15 protein-coding genes and 1 pseudogene are annotated in these 18,260 nt (G+C 62.1%); 7 read left to right on the top strand and 9 right to left on the bottom strand.

Annotated features, from left to right (window positions below; genetic code table 11):
• Positions 1-625 precede the first annotated feature (625 nt).
• Positions 626-1,639: an aldo/keto reductase gene (locus tag GFD18_RS10435; protein WP_163198891.1), complete on the bottom strand. Its 1,014-nt coding sequence runs from the start codon at positions 1,637-1,639 to the stop codon at positions 626-628.
• 138 nt (positions 1,640-1,777) lie between these two features.
• Between GFD18_RS10435 and GFD18_RS10440 the strand changes: the two genes are divergently transcribed.
• A complete protein-coding gene (locus GFD18_RS10440) occupies positions 1,778-2,251 on the top strand; it encodes a MerR family transcriptional regulator (RefSeq protein WP_163199005.1) in 474 nt (157 codons plus the stop codon).
• 441 nt (positions 2,252-2,692) lie between these two features.
• Here the strand turns inward: GFD18_RS10440 and trpS are convergent, their stop codons facing one another.
• Entirely contained in the window at positions 2,693-3,784 is a 1,092-nt protein-coding gene (gene trpS, locus GFD18_RS10445; protein ID WP_163198892.1) for a tryptophan--tRNA ligase, read from the bottom strand.
• A 152-nt stretch (positions 3,785-3,936) separates the two neighbouring features.
• On the opposite strand from trpS, the pseudogene GFD18_RS10450 reads away from it, so the two are divergent.
• Positions 3,937-4,275 (top strand): annotated as a pseudogene (locus GFD18_RS10450) (DUF3073 domain-containing protein); the annotation flags it as partial.
• A 253-nt stretch (positions 4,276-4,528) separates the two neighbouring features.
• Here the strand turns inward: GFD18_RS10450 and GFD18_RS10455 are convergent.
• The gene (locus GFD18_RS10455; RefSeq protein WP_100510500.1) at positions 4,529-4,915 is read right to left on the bottom strand and encodes a sterol carrier family protein; all 387 of its coding nucleotides are present in this window, start codon (positions 4,913-4,915) and stop codon (positions 4,529-4,531) included.
• Between the two features lie 328 nt (positions 4,916-5,243).
• Between GFD18_RS10455 and GFD18_RS10460 the strand changes: the two genes are divergently transcribed.
• Positions 5,244-7,697, top strand: a complete 2,454-nt coding sequence (locus tag GFD18_RS10460) for a glycogen/starch/alpha-glucan phosphorylase (RefSeq protein WP_163198896.1) — start codon at positions 5,244-5,246, stop codon at positions 7,695-7,697.
• Between the two features lie 837 nt (positions 7,698-8,534).
• On the opposite strand, the gene GFD18_RS10465 is transcribed toward GFD18_RS10460, so the two are convergent.
• A complete protein-coding gene (locus tag GFD18_RS10465) occupies positions 8,535-8,765 on the bottom strand; it encodes a hypothetical protein (RefSeq protein ID WP_100510395.1) in 231 nt (76 codons plus the stop codon).
• Positions 8,766-9,031: 266 nt separating this feature from the next.
• Between GFD18_RS10465 and GFD18_RS10470 the strand changes: the two genes are divergently transcribed.
• On the top strand, positions 9,032-9,796 hold the full coding sequence (locus GFD18_RS10470; protein ID WP_100510501.1) for a rhomboid family intramembrane serine protease: 765 nt from the start codon (positions 9,032-9,034) through the stop codon (positions 9,794-9,796).
• 134 nt (positions 9,797-9,930) lie between these two features.
• Here the strand turns inward: GFD18_RS10470 and crgA are convergent, their stop codons facing one another.
• Entirely contained in the window at positions 9,931-10,491 is a 561-nt protein-coding gene (gene crgA / locus GFD18_RS10475) for a cell division protein CrgA (protein WP_163198898.1), read from the bottom strand.
• A gap of 89 nt (positions 10,492-10,580) precedes the next feature.
• Here crgA and GFD18_RS10480 point away from each other — a divergent pair, with 89 nt between their 5' ends.
• From GFD18_RS10480 to GFD18_RS10490, 3 genes are all read left to right on the top strand, one after another.
• On the top strand, positions 10,581-11,324 hold the full coding sequence (locus GFD18_RS10480) for a DUF881 domain-containing protein (RefSeq protein ID WP_163198900.1): 744 nt from the start codon (positions 10,581-10,583) through the stop codon (positions 11,322-11,324).
• A gap of 1 nt (position 11,325) precedes the next feature.
• Positions 11,326-12,450, top strand: coding sequence for a class E sortase (locus tag GFD18_RS10485; RefSeq protein WP_100510398.1), 1,125 nt, complete (start codon positions 11,326-11,328; stop codon positions 12,448-12,450).
• A gap of 94 nt (positions 12,451-12,544) precedes the next feature.
• Positions 12,545-13,219 carry an anthranilate synthase component II gene (locus GFD18_RS10490; RefSeq protein WP_100510399.1) on the top strand — a complete coding sequence of 225 codons (675 nt, stop codon included), beginning with the start codon at positions 12,545-12,547 and terminating at the stop codon, positions 13,217-13,219.
• Between the two features lie 189 nt (positions 13,220-13,408).
• On the opposite strand, the gene pknB is transcribed toward GFD18_RS10490, so the two are convergent.
• The 4 genes from pknB to GFD18_RS10510 form a co-directional block, all read right to left on the bottom strand.
• On the bottom strand, positions 13,409-15,454 hold the full coding sequence (pknB, locus tag GFD18_RS10495; protein WP_100510400.1) for a Stk1 family PASTA domain-containing Ser/Thr kinase: 2,046 nt from the start codon (positions 15,452-15,454) through the stop codon (positions 13,409-13,411).
• Positions 15,451-16,485, bottom strand: a complete 1,035-nt coding sequence (locus GFD18_RS10500; RefSeq protein ID WP_100510401.1) for a serine/threonine-protein kinase — start codon at positions 16,483-16,485, stop codon at positions 15,451-15,453. The genes pknB and GFD18_RS10500 overlap by 4 nt, the downstream gene beginning before the upstream one ends.
• Positions 16,482-17,945, bottom strand: coding sequence for a peptidoglycan D,D-transpeptidase FtsI family protein (locus GFD18_RS10505; RefSeq protein ID WP_100510402.1), 1,464 nt, complete (start codon positions 17,943-17,945; stop codon positions 16,482-16,484). Before GFD18_RS10505 ends, GFD18_RS10500 begins: the two co-directional genes overlap by 4 nt.
• Positions 17,942-18,260 (bottom strand): hypothetical protein (locus GFD18_RS10510; protein ID WP_225433078.1); only part of this gene is annotated, 319 nt, incomplete at its 5' end. The genes GFD18_RS10510 and GFD18_RS10505, both read right to left, overlap by 4 nt.

Here is an 18,260-nt window from a genome sequence, read left to right on the forward strand (position 1 = left end):
CGTTATCCGGCGATTTTCTCTATGAGGCGTTAACTTCGTTGCTGCGAACTTCGACGTACCTTCGTACGCCTTCGTCTTCGGTGGGGTGGCAGTATTTTGGCTCCCCTCATGATTGAGGGGAGCTGGCCGCCGTAGGCGGTCTGAGGGGAGTTGATCCCCACGCATTTTGCGTGAATCATTTACCATGGAACGTCATATTCGGCAATAATCACATTCCATGTCAGAATCCTCTGTCACGGAGTCGTATTCTTCGAAATATATTGATTCCGTGACATATTTCCGACGTATCACGGCAGGAGAATCCTTGAAAAATCAACGATTCTCCTGCATCAATATTATTGTTCCGTGTCACGGAATCATCGATATCGCGAATGGTGCATTCGGTGTCATGATATTGCGTCACCGAATGCGCGAATGCCATGAAAAATGCGTTCGCTGCCATGGAGTCATGGCAGCGAGTCATGGCAGCGAACATCATTAAATGCGATTATTACGTTCCTTGACAGCATCACATGGCATGGAACGTCAAATGTGACGACCACAGCACTCCATGCCACAAAACGGGAACCAGCCGGACAATCGCAGTTGTGTCATTCGGCGACACCAATCACTTCCTGACGCAGGCTCACTTCCCCAGCGCGATCTCGTCGATGCGCTGCAGCTCATCCTCGGAGAACTCGGTGTTCTTCAGCGCGCCGATGTTGTCGAGGATCTGCTGCGGCTTGGAAGCGCCCACGAGCACGCTCGTCACGGCCGGATGATGCAGCAGCCACGCCACCGACATCTCCGCCAGCGTCTGACCGCGGTCGGACGCCAACTCGTTCAACGCGCGAATCTGGCCGAGCTTCGCGTCGGTCAGCACGTCCGCGTGCAGGAACCGGCCGTCGGCCTTCATGCGGCTGTCCTCCGGGACCCCGTTGAGATAGCGGTTCGTCAGCAGTCCCTGCGCCAGCGGGCTGAACGTGATCACGCCCTTGCCAAGCTTCAGCGCCGAATCAAGCAGGCCATTGTCCGCGGGCTTGCGATCGAAGATGTTCAGACGGTTCTGATTGATGACGAACGGCACGTGCATCTCCTGCAGAATCGCCGACGCGCGTTCCATCGTCGGGCCGTCGTAATTCGAAAGGCCTACATACAGCGCCTTGCCGCTGCTCACCGCCTGCGCCAACGCGCCCATCGTCTCCTCAAGCGGCGTCTCCGGGTCGGGACGATGATGGTAGAAGATGTCCACGTAATCCAATCCCAGTCGTTCGAGGCTCTGGTCGAGGCTCGCCAGCAGATACTTGCGGCTTCCCCAGTCGCCGTATGGCCCCTGCCACATCTCATAGCCGGCCTTCGTGCTGATGATGAGCTCGTCGCGATGGGCGCGGAAATACTGATGCAGCAGCTTGCCGCAGTTGCGTTCCGCCGCGCCCGGCTCCGGGCCGTAGTTGTTTGCCAGGTCGAAATGCGTGATGCCGTTGTCGAACGCCGTGAACACCAGCTGCTTCATATGCTCGTACGGCGTGATGTCGCCGAAGTTGTGCCAGAACCCCAACGACAGCGCCGGCAGCTTCAGTCCGGAATTGCCGCAGCGGTTGTAGGTCATGTCGTCGTAGCGCGTGGGTGACGGCGTGTAGACGGTGGTCGGTTCAAACATCGGTACTCCTTCATTGGTGGATGTCCTGCGTTCCGACCCTATACTCACACTTCAAGTAAGCTTGAATGCAAATCGTGATGTTCACTGAGAAAAGAGTCCGAGGAAATCATGACGACCGATGTAATGACCGACGAGCCGATGACCGACCGAGCGACGGCGCCCGCCGAAGATTCCGACACGACGACCGAACCCACCTACTCCATTCGCGAGGTCGCACGCATGTTCCACATGCAGACGTCCGCGCTGCGATACTACGAAGACGCCGGCCTGCTCACCAACGTCGGCCGCGATGCCAAGGGCCAGCGAGTCTACCGCCAATGCCACATCAACCGTATGCGCACGATCTGCTGCTTCAAGCACGCGGGCATGAGCATCGACGAGCTGCGCCGGTTCTTCGCCTATGAAGACGACGAGCCCGGCCATATCGACGAGATCATGACGCTGCTGGGCGAACGGCGCGACGCGCTCGCGGAACAGCGCAAGGCCCTTGACGAGGCCTACGCCCACATCCTGCGCAAACTGCATTACTACGGCGACATCCAGACGGCCGTGCGCAACCACCGGCCCCTCCCCGACTGGCGCGACTACCGCTGTGAGGAGTTCGACGCCTGACGGCGTCGGTGGTGCCTGACGATCACGATGGGCTGGCCTTTTCGCGTGCGAATAGGTCCACAAACCCGAATAGGGCCCACAAGCCCAATTGACTGCTGTGACGTATTCGTCTGATGTACTTTCTACGCGGTGGTTATAACGCACGCATGCGAAAAACCTGACGCATGGTCACCGTCAGTGTCGGTTATTGCGCATCCGTACGTTATAACCGACGCGTAGCGTTCCATGGCGTCGGTTATAACGTACGGATACGCAAAACCCGCCACGTAGGATTCCCTGTGGCGGGTTTTACTCACGCGTGCGGTACCAAGGAGCGGAAGGCGCTCCGTTACCGGTATGAGTTTTTGCGTAATGCGTGCGGCTTCAAGGCGCAGGAGACGAAGGCGTATTGACATACGTCGAGCCTCCTGCAACGCGGAAGACACTCCATTACGCAAGAACTCAGTACTTCATGCCCATGGCGGAGCGCACCTCATCCAGCGTCTCCTCGGCGATGGCGTTGGCGCGCTTGTTGCCGTCGTGGAGGATGTCGCGCACGGTGTCCATGTCCTTGGCGAGTTCGGCGCGGCGCTCGCGATGCGGGGCGAGGAACTCGTTGACGGATTCGGTGACGTACTTCTTGAGCGCGCCGGCACCGGAATCGCCGATCTCCTCGGCGATCTCCTTGGGGTCACGGCCGGTGACGAGACCGGCGGTGGTGAGCAGGGCGGAGACCTGCGGACGGTTGACCGGGTCGAACGTGATGCGGCGCTCGGAGTCGGTGGGGCTCTTCTTGATGAGCTTGGCGGTCTCCTCGGCGGTGGCGCCGAGCATGATGGAGTTGCCGTAGGACTTGCTCATCTTGCGGCCGTCGAGACCGGGGATCTCGGGGGCGTCGGAGAGGATGGCGGAAGGCTCGGGGAACACGGGGTTCTTCTTGGCGAAGCGCTCGTTGAAGCGGCGTGCGATGGTGCGCGTGATCTCCACGTGCGGCAGGTTGTCCTTGCCGATCGGCACGACGTTGGCCTTGCAGAAGAGGATGTCGCATGCCTGGTGCACCGGGTAGGTGAGCAGCAGGCCGGTCAGGGCGTGGCCGGAGGCCTCCATCTCGGACTTCACGGTCGGGTTGCGGTGCAGCTCGGCCTCGGTGACGAGCGAGAGGAACGGCAGCATGAGCTGGTTCTCGGCCGGCACGGCGGAGTGGGTGAAGATCATGGTCTTCGTCGGGTCGATGCCGGCGGCCATGTAGTCGAGCACGAGGTTGAGCACGTTGTCCTCGATGTGCTCGGTGGTGTCGCGGTCGGTGATGACCTGGTAGTCGGCGATGATGATGTTGGTGTTCACGCCACGGTTCTGCATGGCCACGCGCTCCTTGATGGAGCCGAAGTAATGGCCGAGGTGGAGTCGTCCGGTCGGGCGGTCGCCGGTGAGCATGGTGAACTTGCCGGGGTTCTCCTCAAGCTTGGCCAGCGTGGCGTCCGAACGCTTTTTCGCCGCGAGGAAACTTGCGCTCATTTCGTTGCCTGCTGCCGTCAACTGCTGATCTTCCGCCATTGCACACCAACCCGTATTTATTGAAGGTATTGAAAAATAACGCTCTAATCGTAAAAGTCTGAGCCGACATCGCGTAATAAGTGGTACTCTCTTATGTGATGAATTAGGAAACATGTTGCCTAGGGCACAATGAGACTGGCGAAGGGGGTCAGATGGGCCGCGGACGTCAGAAGGCTAAGCAGACGCGAATTGCCCGGAAGCTCAAGTACCTCACCACTGATACCGATTATGATGAGCTGGCGAAGGAGCTCTCCAGCCAGGATGAGGTCACTCCATCCGCTGCGGATCCGTTCGCTTCCATCGAAACTCAGATTCACTCTCACGATCACGATGATGCCGTGAGCTCCGTGAATGAAGAGGACTTGGACGAGTACGCGCAGTGGGCCGCCGAGGCCGCGAAGAAGGCCGAGGAGAAGCCGGTGGTCAAGGCCCCGGTTCGTCGTAAGCCGATTCCCATGCCGATGCCTTCCGCTTTGAAGAAGAACGTGAAGCCGGCCGCGCCGCAGTCGGAGGATGCTCCGCAGGATGGGGCGGCGAAGAAGTCGACGTCGAAGCCGGCCGCCAGGAAGCCGGCCGCGCGCAAGACCGCCGCGAGGAAACCGTCGGCCAAGGCCGACTGATTCGCGGCGATACGTGACGCGACGGCGATATACGTTGACTACGTCGATACGAATCGAAAATCAATACGAGTCGATATGACATACGCCGATCGGGCGATGCGGATGAACGCATCGCCCGATTTTTTCACACTAACGGCAGCAGATCGGAAAGATCGTCGCGCTCCCCCACCGCGCTGATATGACCGGCGTCCCTCTCCTCGTCCCACGTCGTGATGCCGCAGACGAGCCGCAGCCACACATCCGGTTCCAATTCGATGACGTCGGGCGGCGTGAGGTTGTGCGGGTCCGAAGCCGGCCCCTCGAGGATCTTTATCGCTCCCCACGGTGCCACACGGACTTCGACGCCCTCCCCCGGCGCCCGCCGTTCCATGAGATACAACGCGTATCGCGTGGCCATCGCCCATGTGCGGCGCGGCAGCGCATCGACGTCGTCGCCGGCCGTGGCGGCGTCCCGCCACCGGGCCAGCGCGCTTTCGCCTTCCGGCAGGTCTTTGCTCAATATGGATGCCATACGCACATTCTCCCATGACTTGTGCATACGTGATTCATGTATACATGACTGACTTATGCATACGCGACCCGCGCATACGTAGCTCGTGCGCGCGCCCGGCGTCCGCCCCACCGGCGATACCCTGTCGGCAGCACCTGCCCGCGATGATTTGCGCCAGCGTTTGCTCCATTGAAAAAACTACGATTTGCACGTTCTATGTGTATAATCAGATATTGTTGGTCTCAAACAGGTGTATTCGTAATCCAGAATTCATCTGGGAGCTAGGCAGAGTCGCCTTTTGCAGACGCATAATGTCTAGCGGGAGATATTCTCACGAGAAAGAGTGCTTATGACCGAGCAAACCGCACCGAAGTCCCCGGTGACCACCGAACAGTTCACCAATGAAATCAAGGAACAGCTGAAGTACGCGCAGGGCATCACCGTCGAGCAGGCCACGGACGCCGACATCTACGTCGCCGCATCCCTCGCCGTGCGTCGTCACCTCGTGGATTCCTGGGCGACCACGCAGAAGGACATGGTCAACGGCAGCACCAAGGCCGTCGGCTACCTTTCCGCCGAATTCCTCATGGGCAAGCAGCTGCGCAACGCCCTGCTGAACCTCGGCATGCTCGCCGAGTTCGACGACGCGGTCAAGGCCCTTGGCCACGATCCGCAGCTCGTCGTCGATTCCGAATACGAGCCGGGCCTCGGCAACGGCGGTCTCGGCCGTCTCGCCGCCTGCTTCATCGACTCCCTCGCCTCGCTGGGCGTGCCGGCCTTCGGCTACGGCATCCAGTACAAGTACGGCATCTTCAAGCAGGAGTTCGATGCCGAGGGCAAGCAGGTCGAGCGCCCCGACTACTGGCTCGCCAACGAGGAGCCGTGGGGCCACATCGACTACAACCGCTCCCAGAAGGTCAACTTCGGCGGCCAGGTCGTCGAAGAGGATGGCAAGAAGGTCTGGAAGCCGGCCTGGTCCGTGCGCGCCGTGCCCGTCGACTACATGGTCCCCGGCTACAAGTCCGGCCGTGTGAACACGCTTCGCCTGTGGAGCGCCAAGTCCTACGACGAGTTCGACCTGCTCACCTTCAACAAGAGCGAGTACCTCGACGCCGTCAAGCCGCAGGTCGAGGCCGAGAACATCTCCAAGATCCTCTACCCGGAGGACTCCACCCCGCAGGGCAAGCGCCTGCGTCTCGAGCAGCAGTACTTCTTCGTGGCCGCGTCCATCCACGACGCCATCCGCGTGTTCTACCCCGGCCAGGACAAGCCGGACCTGACCACGTTCCCGAACAAGATCACGTTCCAGCTCAACGACACCCACCCCGTCATCGGCATCCCCGAGCTCATGCGCGTCCTCATCGACGAATACGGCTACGACTGGGATACCGCCTGGGACATCACCACCAAGACCTTCAACTACACCTGCCACACGCTGCTTCCGGAAGCGCTGGAGGTCTGGCCGGCCCGCCTCATCGGCGAGCTGCTGCCGCGTCATCTCGAGATCATCAACGAGATCAACGACCACTTCCTCGAGGAGCTCAAGGGCCTCACCCGCGACAAGGAGCGCATCAACCGCATGCGCATCGTCACCGAGGGCGATGACCCGCAGGTCCGCATGGCCTACCTGGCCACCGCCGGCGGCTCCCACGTCAACGGCGTCGCCGAGCTGCACTCCCAGCTGCTCAAGGACGTCACCCTGCGCGACTTCTCCGACCTCTTCCCGAAGAAGTTCACCAACGTCACCAACGGCGTCACCCCGCGTCGCTTCATCCGTCTCGCCAACCCGCGTCTGTCGAACCTCATCACCGAGGGCCTCGGCACCGACAAGTGGCTGAGCGACCTCGACCTGCTCCAGGGCCTCGTCCCGCTGGCCGACGACCCCGAGTTCGTCAAGAAGTTCGCCGAAGTCAAGCACGCCAACAAGGTCGCCTTCGCCAACTTCGCCAAGGACCGCTACGGCTTCGAAGCCAACCCCGACACCATGTTCAACACCATGGTCAAGCGCCTGCACGAGTACAAGCGCCAGTCGCTGAAGATCCTCGCCCTCATCGCCCGCTACGCCGCCATCAAGAACGGCACCATCAACGTGGACGACGTCCTGCCGCGCACCGTCTTCTTCGGCGCCAAGGCCGCCCCGGGCTACTACATGGCCAAGCTCACCATCCAGCTCATCAACAACGTCGCCCGCGTCGTCAACAACGACCCCGACGTCAAGGGCAAGCTGGCCGTGCACTTCCCCGCCAACTACAACGTGCGTCTCGCCCAGCACCTCATCCCGGCCACCGAGCTCGACGAGCAGATCTCGCAGGCCGGCAAGGAGGCGTCCGGCACCGGCAACATGAAGTTCGCCCTCAACGGCGCCCTCACCGTCGGCACCCTCGACGGCGCCAACGTCGAGATTCGCGAGAAGGTCGGCGCCGACAACTTCTTCCTCTTCGGCATGACCGTCGACGAGGTCGAGGACCTCTACGAGAAGGGCTACGACCCGGCCAAGTACTACGAGGCCGACCCGCGTCTGAAGATGGCAATCGACATGATCTCCAACGGGGCCTTCTCCGACGGCGACCGCAACACCTACGCGCCGCTCGTCGCCGACTGGCTCACCAAGGACTACTTCATGACCCTCGCCGACTTCACCTCCTACGCCGACATCCAGTACGAGATCGAGGACCTCTACCGCGATCAGGACGCCTGGAACCGCAAGGCCATCCTCAACGTGGCCAACACCGGCTACTTCAGCTCCGACCGCTCGATCGAGGATTATCTCGAGCGAATCTGGCACACCGGTCCCCTGGCCTGACGGCCAGCAGACCAGTGCACCAAATGCGTGCAGTCTGCATACTGAGCGCTCGATGAATCGCGCTCAGCGTCGCCTACCGGCAGTCCACTGGACTGCCGGCTTGACGGCTCCGCACATCTGGCACACCGGTCCGCTCTCCTGATGATGGAGTGTCCTCGTCGTTGTGGAGAACTCGACGTACCTTTGTACGCCTTCGTTCTTCACGCCTAGAGGACACACGCATCATCGTCCCGGCAAGCTCGCTTCCGCTCGCTGACTGACAGAGCGTATGGGGGTTGTCTTCGTGGATTCACACGAGGACGACCCCCTGTTGTATTCGTCTGTATTCGTCGACGTTCACGAATTGCTAGATATACGTATATCGCAATATTCTCGAATTCCCTAGGAACGCACGAATCATCAGATAGTACGGTAATTCAATATTTATGCGCGAATATTCATCGCGCGAATCATCGAATACGTGGGTAATCGCAGATTCGCGCACACGTTTGGAAAACATGAATCGTCGAATATTCATGTATCTCACGATTCGTGCATCGAATTTAAGCACATGAATCATCGGAAATGCGTCTGATTATGCGTTCGTGCAGTGCCATGAGATTCACGAATCTTTGAATAAGTGGATATATGCATATTCGTGAACGTCCGAGGAATCCACGAATCGACGGATACACGCATATCTCATGATTCGTGCATGAGTTTACGTACGAATCGCATCAAAAAACCGCCGTGACGGGCGTAAGCCCATCAACGGCGGTGCATCGAATTATCGAATTACCGGAATCACGAACGAAATTCGGAATCACGAACGAAATCGACGAATGATCGCGGCGACGATCAGTCGACGGCCGGCTCGGCCTCGGCGTCACCTTCGGCGTCGTCCTCGTCCGCGGCCTCCTTCTTGGCGATGCCAAGATCGACCGGCGACGAGCTGTTCTCCCACGGCTCCTCCCACGGATCGTATTCGGGATTCTGCTGCTTGTACACGTACAGCGCCGCAAGACCGGCCAGCAGCGCACCGAACAGAAGCGCGAAGAACTTCCACCCGTTCGACGACCTGTTCTCCATGATGGCTCCTTTCAAAGGTTTACGATCTGCCCATTCAGACCATTGGTCTCCATTCTAAGCCGACGTTGTGGCGAAGCTGTGTTTTCCCTCGCCGCCGTGTTCGCAGGTCGATGAGACACCGTGTCCATCGGCCTCCCGAATTCCGACGCCAAGCCCGTCGTCTCGAACCCGTCGTCTCGAACCCGCCGCTTCGACTCGGCTTCATCACGCCGCCGTCTCGGGACGGGGCCTTCCCGCGATACGGAACGTGCAATACAGTGGTGACCATGAGTCAACGATTTCGTCTGTTCCCCAACTCCCCCACGGCGCGGGAGCTGTTCAACAAGGACGCCATCCGTCGTGAGTGGCGCAACGGAGGCCCGGTCATCACCCAGGCCATCATCCTGATCTGCGTGCTCGTATGGGCCGTGGAGATCATCGCCCGGTTCCTTTCCCCCGTGCTGCTGAACGCCGTGCTGAGCCTCGGCATGCTTACGCCGGCCGTGGTGCCGCACTATCCGTGGACGCTCATAACATCGATGTTCATGCACGAGCCGGGCATCTTCCACCTGCTGTTCAACATGCTTATGCTGTGGTCGATCGGTCCGGTGCTGGAGCGCATGCTCGGCCACTGGCGCTTCCTGGGCATGTATCTGCTGTCCGGCATCGGCGGCGATCTTGCGTTGCTGCTGTGGGCGCGCCTCTACCCCGGTGGCTCCGGCTGGGTGGTGTCGGTATACGGCGCTTCGGGAGCCTTGTTCGGTCTGTTCGCGGCCATTCTGATCGTCTATCGGCGCATCGGCGCCGACATCACGTCCATAATCGTGTGGGTGGCCATCAACTTCGCTTTGCCGCTCCTGTATCCCGGCATCGCGTGGCAGGCGCACGTCGGCGGCTTCCTCATCGGCGGCCTGTATACGTGGCTGCTCACCTCCAGCCTGCCGCTGACGCGTGGCAAGAGCCTCACCGTGCGTTCGCTGGTCTATGGCCTGCCGTTGTTGGCGGTCATCGTGGCCGTGGGCGTCTGGTGCCTCATCCCCGTGATGGGATGATCCGCGATATTCGTGCTTTCATATGAAAAAACGTCGTCCCGTACGACGGCCTTGCAGGCCTGCCGTGCGGGACGACGTCGTATTGGGAATCCGTCTGATGACAGGCATTCCTCAATCGTCTGTCAGTGCGTCCGTCAGTGCCATCCCATCGTCATCAGGAAGCCGACGAGCATGATGGCGAAGCCGATGGCCAGATTCCATGCGTCGATGCCCGGAATCGGGTACTTGCCGGTCATGTAGTAGACGACGACCCAGATGAGGCCGATGATCAGCAGGGCGCAGAACACCGGAACGAACCACGACGGATTCGACTTCGTGCCCTTGATGGATTCCTCCACGCGCTTCGTGCTTTCCTGCTGGCGGGCGAACATCTTGCGCATCTGCGGGGTCATGGCCGACTCGTCGGCGGACTTGCTCAGCACGGCCTCGACCTTGTCCATCGACAGGCCGTAGACGTCTTCCTCGTTTTCCTCTTCGTCGTCCTTATCGTCGTCGCCCTTGCCGGACTCGTCATCATCGTCGGACTCGGATTCGGCGTCGTTCTCGGCGCCTTCGGCCGCTTCTTTGGTGCCGGCGGCGTCGCTGGCGGTCTCGTCGGTGTCGGCGGACTCGGCGACTGCGGTCTCTTCGGACTGCTCGACGGCGTCGGCGTCGGTCTTGGTTTCGTCGAGCTTCTGCTCGTCCTTTTCAGCCATAAGAGGATACTCCTTTAACGTAAGCTACTAGTCATAGTAATGACTAGAGTGGAAACAGTCGAAAAGACGAGTTCAATAGTAAGGCAAACATGGGAAAGCACGGTGGCAGGCACGTCGCCCGCAAGTCCATTGCGGGCTCGCTCGTTGTCGCCGTCATTCTGGCGCTGGCCGGCTATCTGCTGACCGTGAATGTGCGTGTGAACCGTTCCGTGACGGTCAATTCCGATACCTCGCAGCTGCTGAACGAACGATCGAAGCATGTGAACCAGCTGCAGTCAGAAATCGATGGCCTCAGTACGCAGATCGACGCGTTGAAGGCATTGACCACCAGTTCCTCCGTTCCGAAGGGCGAGGACGCCGGTTCGGGAACGAAACTGCCCGCCGTCCATGGGCCGGGGCTTACGGTCACGCTCGACGATTCCCCGCTGTGGCAGAGCAAGGTCGGCGATACGGGGTCGTCCGCCGACATCAACGACTATGTCGTGCATCAGCAGGACATCGAGGGCGTGGTGAACGCGCTGTGGGCCGGCGGCGCCGAGACGATGATGATCGAGGACCAGCGCGTGCTGTATAACTCCGCTGTTCGCTGTGTGGGCAATGTCCTGCTGCTGCAAGGCAAGCGCTATGCCCCGCCGTTCAGGATATCCGCCATCGGTCCGCAGGAGGACATGGTGCGCGCATTGGATGATTCGCCGACGGTTCAGGTGTATAAGGAATATGTCGCGTCCATCGGACTGGGGTGGAAGATGGAACGCGTCGACGACCTACGGTTCCCTGCGACGACGTCATCGTTGCAGGCGCTGAAATACGCGAAGGTAAAGAAGGAACAGTGATATGGCAAGAGCTACGAATGTCGCGTCTCGTCGCGACTCCGGCGTCCGGGGCGGTTCGAATTCCGTGGCATCGTCCGTGCTCGGCATCATCGGGGAGATCCTGCTCACCCTGGCCGCGGTGTTGGCGTTGTATATCGCATGGCAGCTGTGGTGGACGGGCGTCGAGGCCGAACAGGCGCAGGCCGATCAGCGTCAGGACGTCTCGTGGGTGAATCCCAAGCAGGGCGGTTCGGGCTATAGCATCGCCAAGGCGCAGTCCGGCGAGCCTCCGGTCGAGCCGAAGTCGGCGAACACCGGCGACCTCGTGGCGCAGCTGTATGTGCCCCGCTTCGGTTCCGCATGGCACCGCAACGTGGTCGAGGGCACGGACGCCTATCAGCTCTCCCGTCACGGCCTCGGCCATTATCCCGAAACGCAGATGCCGGGTGAGCTCGGCAACGTGGCCATCGCGGGCCACCGTTCCGGCTACGGCGAGCCGCTCGCCCACGTCGATACCCTGCAGAAGGGCGACAAGATCATCATCCGCACCAAGAACTACTGGTACGTCTACACGTATACCGACTACAAGATCGTCACCCCCGAACACACCGAGGTGATCGCCGCCGTGCCGAACGAGCCCGGCAAGACGCCCACCGACCGGTACGTGACGCTCACCACGTGCGAGCCGCGCTACACCACGGCGACGCATCGTTGGATCTCCTATGGCAAGTTCGACTACTGGGCCAAGGTGTCCGACGGCGTGCCGAAGGAGCTGAGCACGGGCGACGCATCCGGCGCGGTGGAGTTCTCGCAGGGGGAGTCGTCCCCGCTGGCCAAGCTCTCCGCATCGATGACGCAGCTGATCATCGGATTGGCCATCGCCTACATCGTGGTGTATCTGGCCGCGCTGATCGCCTGGCGGTATCCGGCGCTCAAGGCGCTGCGCACCGGCCACCGCCGTGCGCCGGGCGCCAGCATCTACGGTTGGATGTACCGTCATCAGCCCGGCCCCCTGGCCATCCGCTGGGTGCTGATGATCATCGTGTTCCTCACGGTCGTCGCATGCCTGTTCGAATGGGGCTTCCCGTGGGCGGCGTCCAATATTCCGTATCTGCAGGTGACGTCCAACTTCGTTGCCGTAGAGTAGCCATAGAGTAGTAGTCACAGAGCAATGGTCGGCGATGCGTATGCGTCTGCATTGCGCGAGATGCACGTGCACCGCCGGCATTCAGGAGCAGATTATGAACAATGCAGCCGCGGATTCCGCCCTTCCCGAGGACTCGGCGAGGATTCTGGTCATCGACAACTATGATTCGTTCGTCTACACCATCGTCGGATACGTGGAGACGCTGGGCGCCACGGTGACGGTGGTGCGCAACGACGCCCTCGATCCCGCGAAGCCGGGCCTGCTCGACGACTACGACGGCGTGCTGATCTCCCCCGGCCCCGGCGCCCCGGCGGAGTCCGGCGTAAGCGAGGACGTGATTCGCCTGTGCGCCAAGGAGCATAAGCCGATGTTCGGCGTGTGCCTGGGACTGCAGGCGCTCGCCGAGGTCTTCGGCTGCACGGTGAGCCATGCTCCCACGATCATGCATGGCAAGACCAGCCTCATCGAGCACAACAACGACGAGATCTTCGAGGGCGTGCCGAATCCGATGACCGCCACCCGCTACCATTCGCTGGCCGTGGAGCCCGACAGCGTGCCCGACACGTTGGAGGTGACGGCGCAGACCGTGGAGGACCATATCGTGCAGGGCATCCGCGTGAAGGGGCTGCCGATGTACGCCGTGCAGTTCCATCCGGAATCGGTGATGACCGAGGGCGGATACCGTCTGCTGGCCAACTGGCTGGCCGTCTGCGGCCAGAAGTCCGCGGTCGCCCGTTCCGCCGGTCTCAAGCCCAAGGTCGCGGCGTAGCGGCATAGACGTCGATGCCAATACGCCGTCGTTGACGGCAATACGATGGCGGCTGATGATCGTTGATATCAGCCGCCAATCATATTTGCCGTTCGTATTCGTCGTTCATCGTTCGTCATAGACAAGGCGGCGGTCGCTCCCCGTTGGGAAGCGACCGCCGCCTTGTCGTTGGTGCCTATCGTCGATCCGTCATTGACTGGTTTCACCGCTTGCGGTGTCCGTCGGTGTCGGGCTCGGCGATTCGGTGCTGTTCTCGGTCGATGATGTCGACGGCGCCTTGGTGGTCAGGGTGATCGTGGCGCCCTTGTCGACCTGCGTGCCGCCCGCCGGATTGATGCCCGTCACCACGGCGTTGTCGGACTTGTCGCCGCTGACCGACACCTTGAATCCGGCCGCCGTAAGCTGCTGCGTTGCGGAGGACAGCGTGGTGGAGCCGCTGGTGTCGATGGACGGCACGGTCACCTTCTCCTTGCCCTGCGAGACGTACATCGTCACGGACGAGCCCTGATCGACCTTGGTGCCGGATCCCGGGTCGACGCGCAGCACCATGCCTGCCGCCACCGTATCGGAGTAGGCCGTACGGATGGTGGGCGTCAGACCGGCCGCCTGCAGCTTGGCCGTGGCCTGGTCCTCGGAAAGGCCGGTAAGACCATCGGGGACGGTCGTCATGCCGGAGGAGATGTAGATGACGATGGAGGCGCCCTTGTTCTGCGTGGTGCCGGAGGCGGGGTCGGTGCGGGTGACCATGTCCTTCTCCACATCGGCGCTTTCCTCGACGGAGGCGGAGCCGTTCACCTTGAAGCCTAGCTTCTCCAGCTCGGCCTTGGCCTCCTCCTGCGTCTCGCCCTTCACATCGGGCACGGTCACCTTCTTCGGGCCGGACGAGAACCACACGGTCACCGTGGAGCCCTCCTCGGCCTGCGCGCCGCCCTTCGGGCTCTGCTTGGTGAAGGTGCCCTTCTCCTTGTCGGAGTCGTTGTCCTGCTTCTCCACATAGGTGAAGCCGGCCGATTCGATCTTCTCCTTCGCCAGCGTGCTCGACATCTGTTCGGTGATGGTCGGCACGGTCGCCATCTTGGGCTTGCTGCCCTGCACGGCGAACCAGACGCCCAGACCGATGGCGACGACCGCCAGCACGGCGATGATCGCGGCGATGGTCTTCTTTTTCTTCTTCGCCTTGGCGGTGGCCGCCCGCTGCGCGCTGCGCGACAGCTGGTTCTCATCGCCGGCCGCGGTGTCGAGCGGGTTGAACGCCACGGTCTCCGCGGCGCCGTTCGCCGGCGTCATCGGCATGGTGGCGGTCTCGCTCTCCTTGCGGGCCTTCATGTTGGTCAGGTCGGTGAGCGGGTTGAACGCGGCCGCAACGGGCGTGCCGCCGTTCATCAGCGCGAGGATGTCGTTGCGGAATTCGGTGGCCGTGGTGTACCGGTTCTGACGGTCCTTGGCCATGGCCTTCGCGCAGACGGAATCCCACAGCTTCGGCAGTCCCGGCACGATGGCGCTCGGCGGCGTCGCCACCTCGGAGACGTGCTGGTAGGCGATGGCCACGGCGGAGTCGCCGGTGAATGGCGGCCGTCCGGTGAGCATCTCGTAGAGCACGCAGCCTGCGGAATACAGGTCGGAGCGCATGTCCACGTTCTCGCCGCGGGCCTGCTCGGGGGAAAGATACTGCGCGGTGCCCACCACGCCCTGCGACTGGGTCATCGTGGCGGAGGAGTCGTCCAGCGCGCGTGCGATGCCGAAGTCCATCACCTTGACCATGCCTTGGTCGCTGATCATGATGTTGCCGGGCTTGATGTCGCGGTGGATGATGCCCATGCGGTGCGAGTACTCGAGCGCGCTCAGCACGCCGAGCATCACCTGTTCGGCGTCACGCTGGCTCAGCGAGCCGTTCTCCTTGAGGATGTCGCGCAGCGTGCGTCCCTGCACGAACTCCATGACCAGATAGGGAACGTTCACCGATCGGCCGGCGTCGTCCTTGATCGCCTCCTCGCCGGAATCGTAGATGGAGACGATGTTCGGATTGTTGAGCATGGCGACGGAGTGCGCCTCACGACGGAACCTCGCAAGGAAGATCGCGTCGCCGGCCAGGTCGGCGCGCATGATCTTGATGGCCACGGTACGTCCCAGTCGGGTGTCCGTGCCGACATGGACCTCCGCCATGCCGCCGTGTCCGATGAGGTTGCCGACGGTGTACCGTCCACCGGCCAATGATGCTGGTATGTACATACTCATCGTGACCCTTCCTTCCCTGCTTGTTGGTTGTCGACGTTGTCATTCATTGATGGTGCCTGCGGCGGTGCCGGTGCCGGCGGCTGAGGCGTCTGCTTGGCCACCCAGTCCGCGGCCGAGAACAGTTGCATGGGCCGGTGCGGCGCGCTGCTTACGCGCCGTCCTATCGGTCCGGAACGTGTGTCCACCAGATTCTCCGGCGTCTCCTGGTCGAGAAGCCGCCGTTCGATCTTGGCCAGCGTGCGAGACACCACAAGGGCGTTCGCCGGACGGTCCTGCGGCTCCTTGGCCAGCATGGTCATCACGAATTCACGCAGCTGCCAGTCGATGGACGCCGGCAGCGGTGGCACCGGATCGTTCACATGCGCTGCCGCGATGTCGACGGGCGTGGCGCCGGTGAACGGACGATGGCCGCACAGGCCCTCGTAGGCCACCACGCCAAGCGAGTAGATGTCGGACTGCGGCGTGGCCTGCTCGCCCTGCGCCTGCTCCGGCGAGATGTACTGCGCCGTGCCGACCACCATGCCGTCCTGCGTCATCTGCGCCTGATTCGTCGAGTAGGAGACGCCGAAGTCGGTGATCTTCACCTCGCCGGAATCGGAGACCATGATGTTCGCCGGCTTCACGTCGCGGTGGATGACGCCGTGCGAATGCGCCACATAGAGGCCGCGCGCCGTCTGGATGAGTATCGGCAGCAGCTCCGTGGCCTCGAGCGCGCCGCGCTGCTTGTAGATCTCGGCGAGCGACTGGCTGGGCACGTACTCCATGATGAGGAAGCCGATGCCGTCGTGCTCGTAGTATTCGAACAATGCGGCGATGTTCGGGTGCGCGAGATTCGCGGAGTTATGGGCCTCTGCGCGCAGTCGCTTGAGCTTGGCCTCCTCGTTGGCCATGTCGGTGCGCAGGGCCTTGATGGCCACCGGGCGCTCAAGCTCGATGTCATAGCCCTTCCAGACCTCGCCCATACCGCCCTGAGCCAGTCGCTGATCCAGGCGGTAGCGTCTGTGGATCAGTTGTCCCTCAATCAGTCTCATTGCTTCAGAGCCTCCTGCATGATTTGCTGCATGATCGGTCCGGCGGCTTCGGAACCAAATGCGTTGACGTTGTGCACCACCACGGCCACGGCGATCTTGGGGTCGTCGGCGGGGGCGAATCCGGTGATCCACGAATCGTTGGTGCTGTTGTTGCCGATCTGCGCGGTGCCGGTCTTCGCGGCCACCTTGACGCCGTCCAGCTGCAGCTGCGGGTCCTCCTTGGTGATCACCGCCTGCATCATCGTGTTGAGCTTGTTGGCGGTGTCTTCGGAGAAGGCCTGGGAGAACGTGGAGGGAGAGCTTTCCGAGACCACGCTCAGGTCGCTGCCACGCACGCGGTCGACCAGCGTGGGCTGCATCATCTTGCCGCCGTTGGCCACGGCGGAGGCGATCATGGCGTTGAGCATCGGCGTCTCCAGGGTGTCTCCCTGGCCGATCGACGCCAGCGCGAGCTTGTCGGGCGAGGCGTTGTCCGGGAACTTCGAGGCCGTGGCCTTGCTCACCAGTCCGGAGGAGCTGGTGCCGTCCACGGTGATGGAGCTGCCGAAGCCCATCTTCTTGGCCTGGGCGGCCACCTTCTCCTGACCGAGCTTCACGCCGAGCTGGGCGAACGCGGTGTTCGAGGAGTATGCGAACGCGTCCTCGAGCGAGATCTTCCCGTTCGAGCCGGCGGCGGCGCTGCTGGTGTTGGTCAGCTGCGTGACCGTGCCGGGGAGTGTGTACGAGCTTCCCGCGGCGACGGACGTGTTCGTGTCGTAGTCGCCGCTTTCCAGTGCGGCCGCGGCCACGACGATCTTGAACGTGGACCCGGGCGGGTACAGCTCGTTGGTCGTGCGGTTGAGCATGGGGTTGTTCTTGTCTGCGATGAGCTTCTGGTATGCCGAGCTCACGTCGGAGGTCTTGTGGCTGGCCAGCGCGTTCGGGTCGTAGCTCGGCGTGCTCACCATGGCGAGGATGCGGCCGGTCTTCGGCTCCATGGCCACCACGGCGCCCTGCTGGTCGCCGAGCAGCTGGTAGGCGAGCTTCTGCAGCTTCGGGCTGATGGACGTCTCGATGTTCGCGCCCTTGTTCTCCTCGCCGGTGAACAGCGACTTGAACTTGCTCAGCCACAGCGAGCTGTTCTCGCCGGTGAGCAGGGTGTTGCGCGAGGCCTCGATGCCGCGGTCGGCGCGCGTCGTCACCGAGAAGTAGCCGGTGACCGGTGCATACACGGCACCGTTGGAATACGAACGCTGGTAGGAGAAGGCGTCATCGGTCTTCTCGGATTTCGCGAGCACGGTGCCGTCGCTGGCGAGGATGGAGCCTCGCGGCGCACCGTACTCATGGTAGAGCGCGCGGACGTTGCGGGGATCGGCGTTCAGCGAGTTCGCCTGGATGGTCATCAGGCGCGTGGTGGAAAGGCCGAGCACCGCGAACAGCACGATGACGGCTGTGAACAGCTGACGGAGCGAGGTGTTCATCGGGCGCTCCTTTCGTCGGACTGAGCGGGCCATGTCCGCGTCGGCGGGGTCGGCACGCTTGGCGTCGGAGGAACGACGGGCTGCGATGTCGCGGCCTGCGCCGACGCCACGCTTCGCGGCGCGTCGGCGGCCGGTGTCGGCGGCGTATCAAGATTCGGTACGTGTCGGGCGCGCGAAAGCGTATTGCCGTCGTGCGTCTCGAATCCGAGACGGTCGTCCTCCTCGGTGCGTCGAGCGTGCACGGCGTGGGCGCCGTGCCGCCCGACGACCACATGCTCGTGCGGCGTGATGACCTCGGTCATCTCCGATGCGGCG

The organism is Bifidobacterium saimiriisciurei (genome assembly GCF_010667655.1).
In the GTDB taxonomy this organism is placed as follows: domain Bacteria; phylum Actinomycetota; class Actinomycetes; order Actinomycetales; family Bifidobacteriaceae; genus Galliscardovia; species Galliscardovia saimiriisciurei.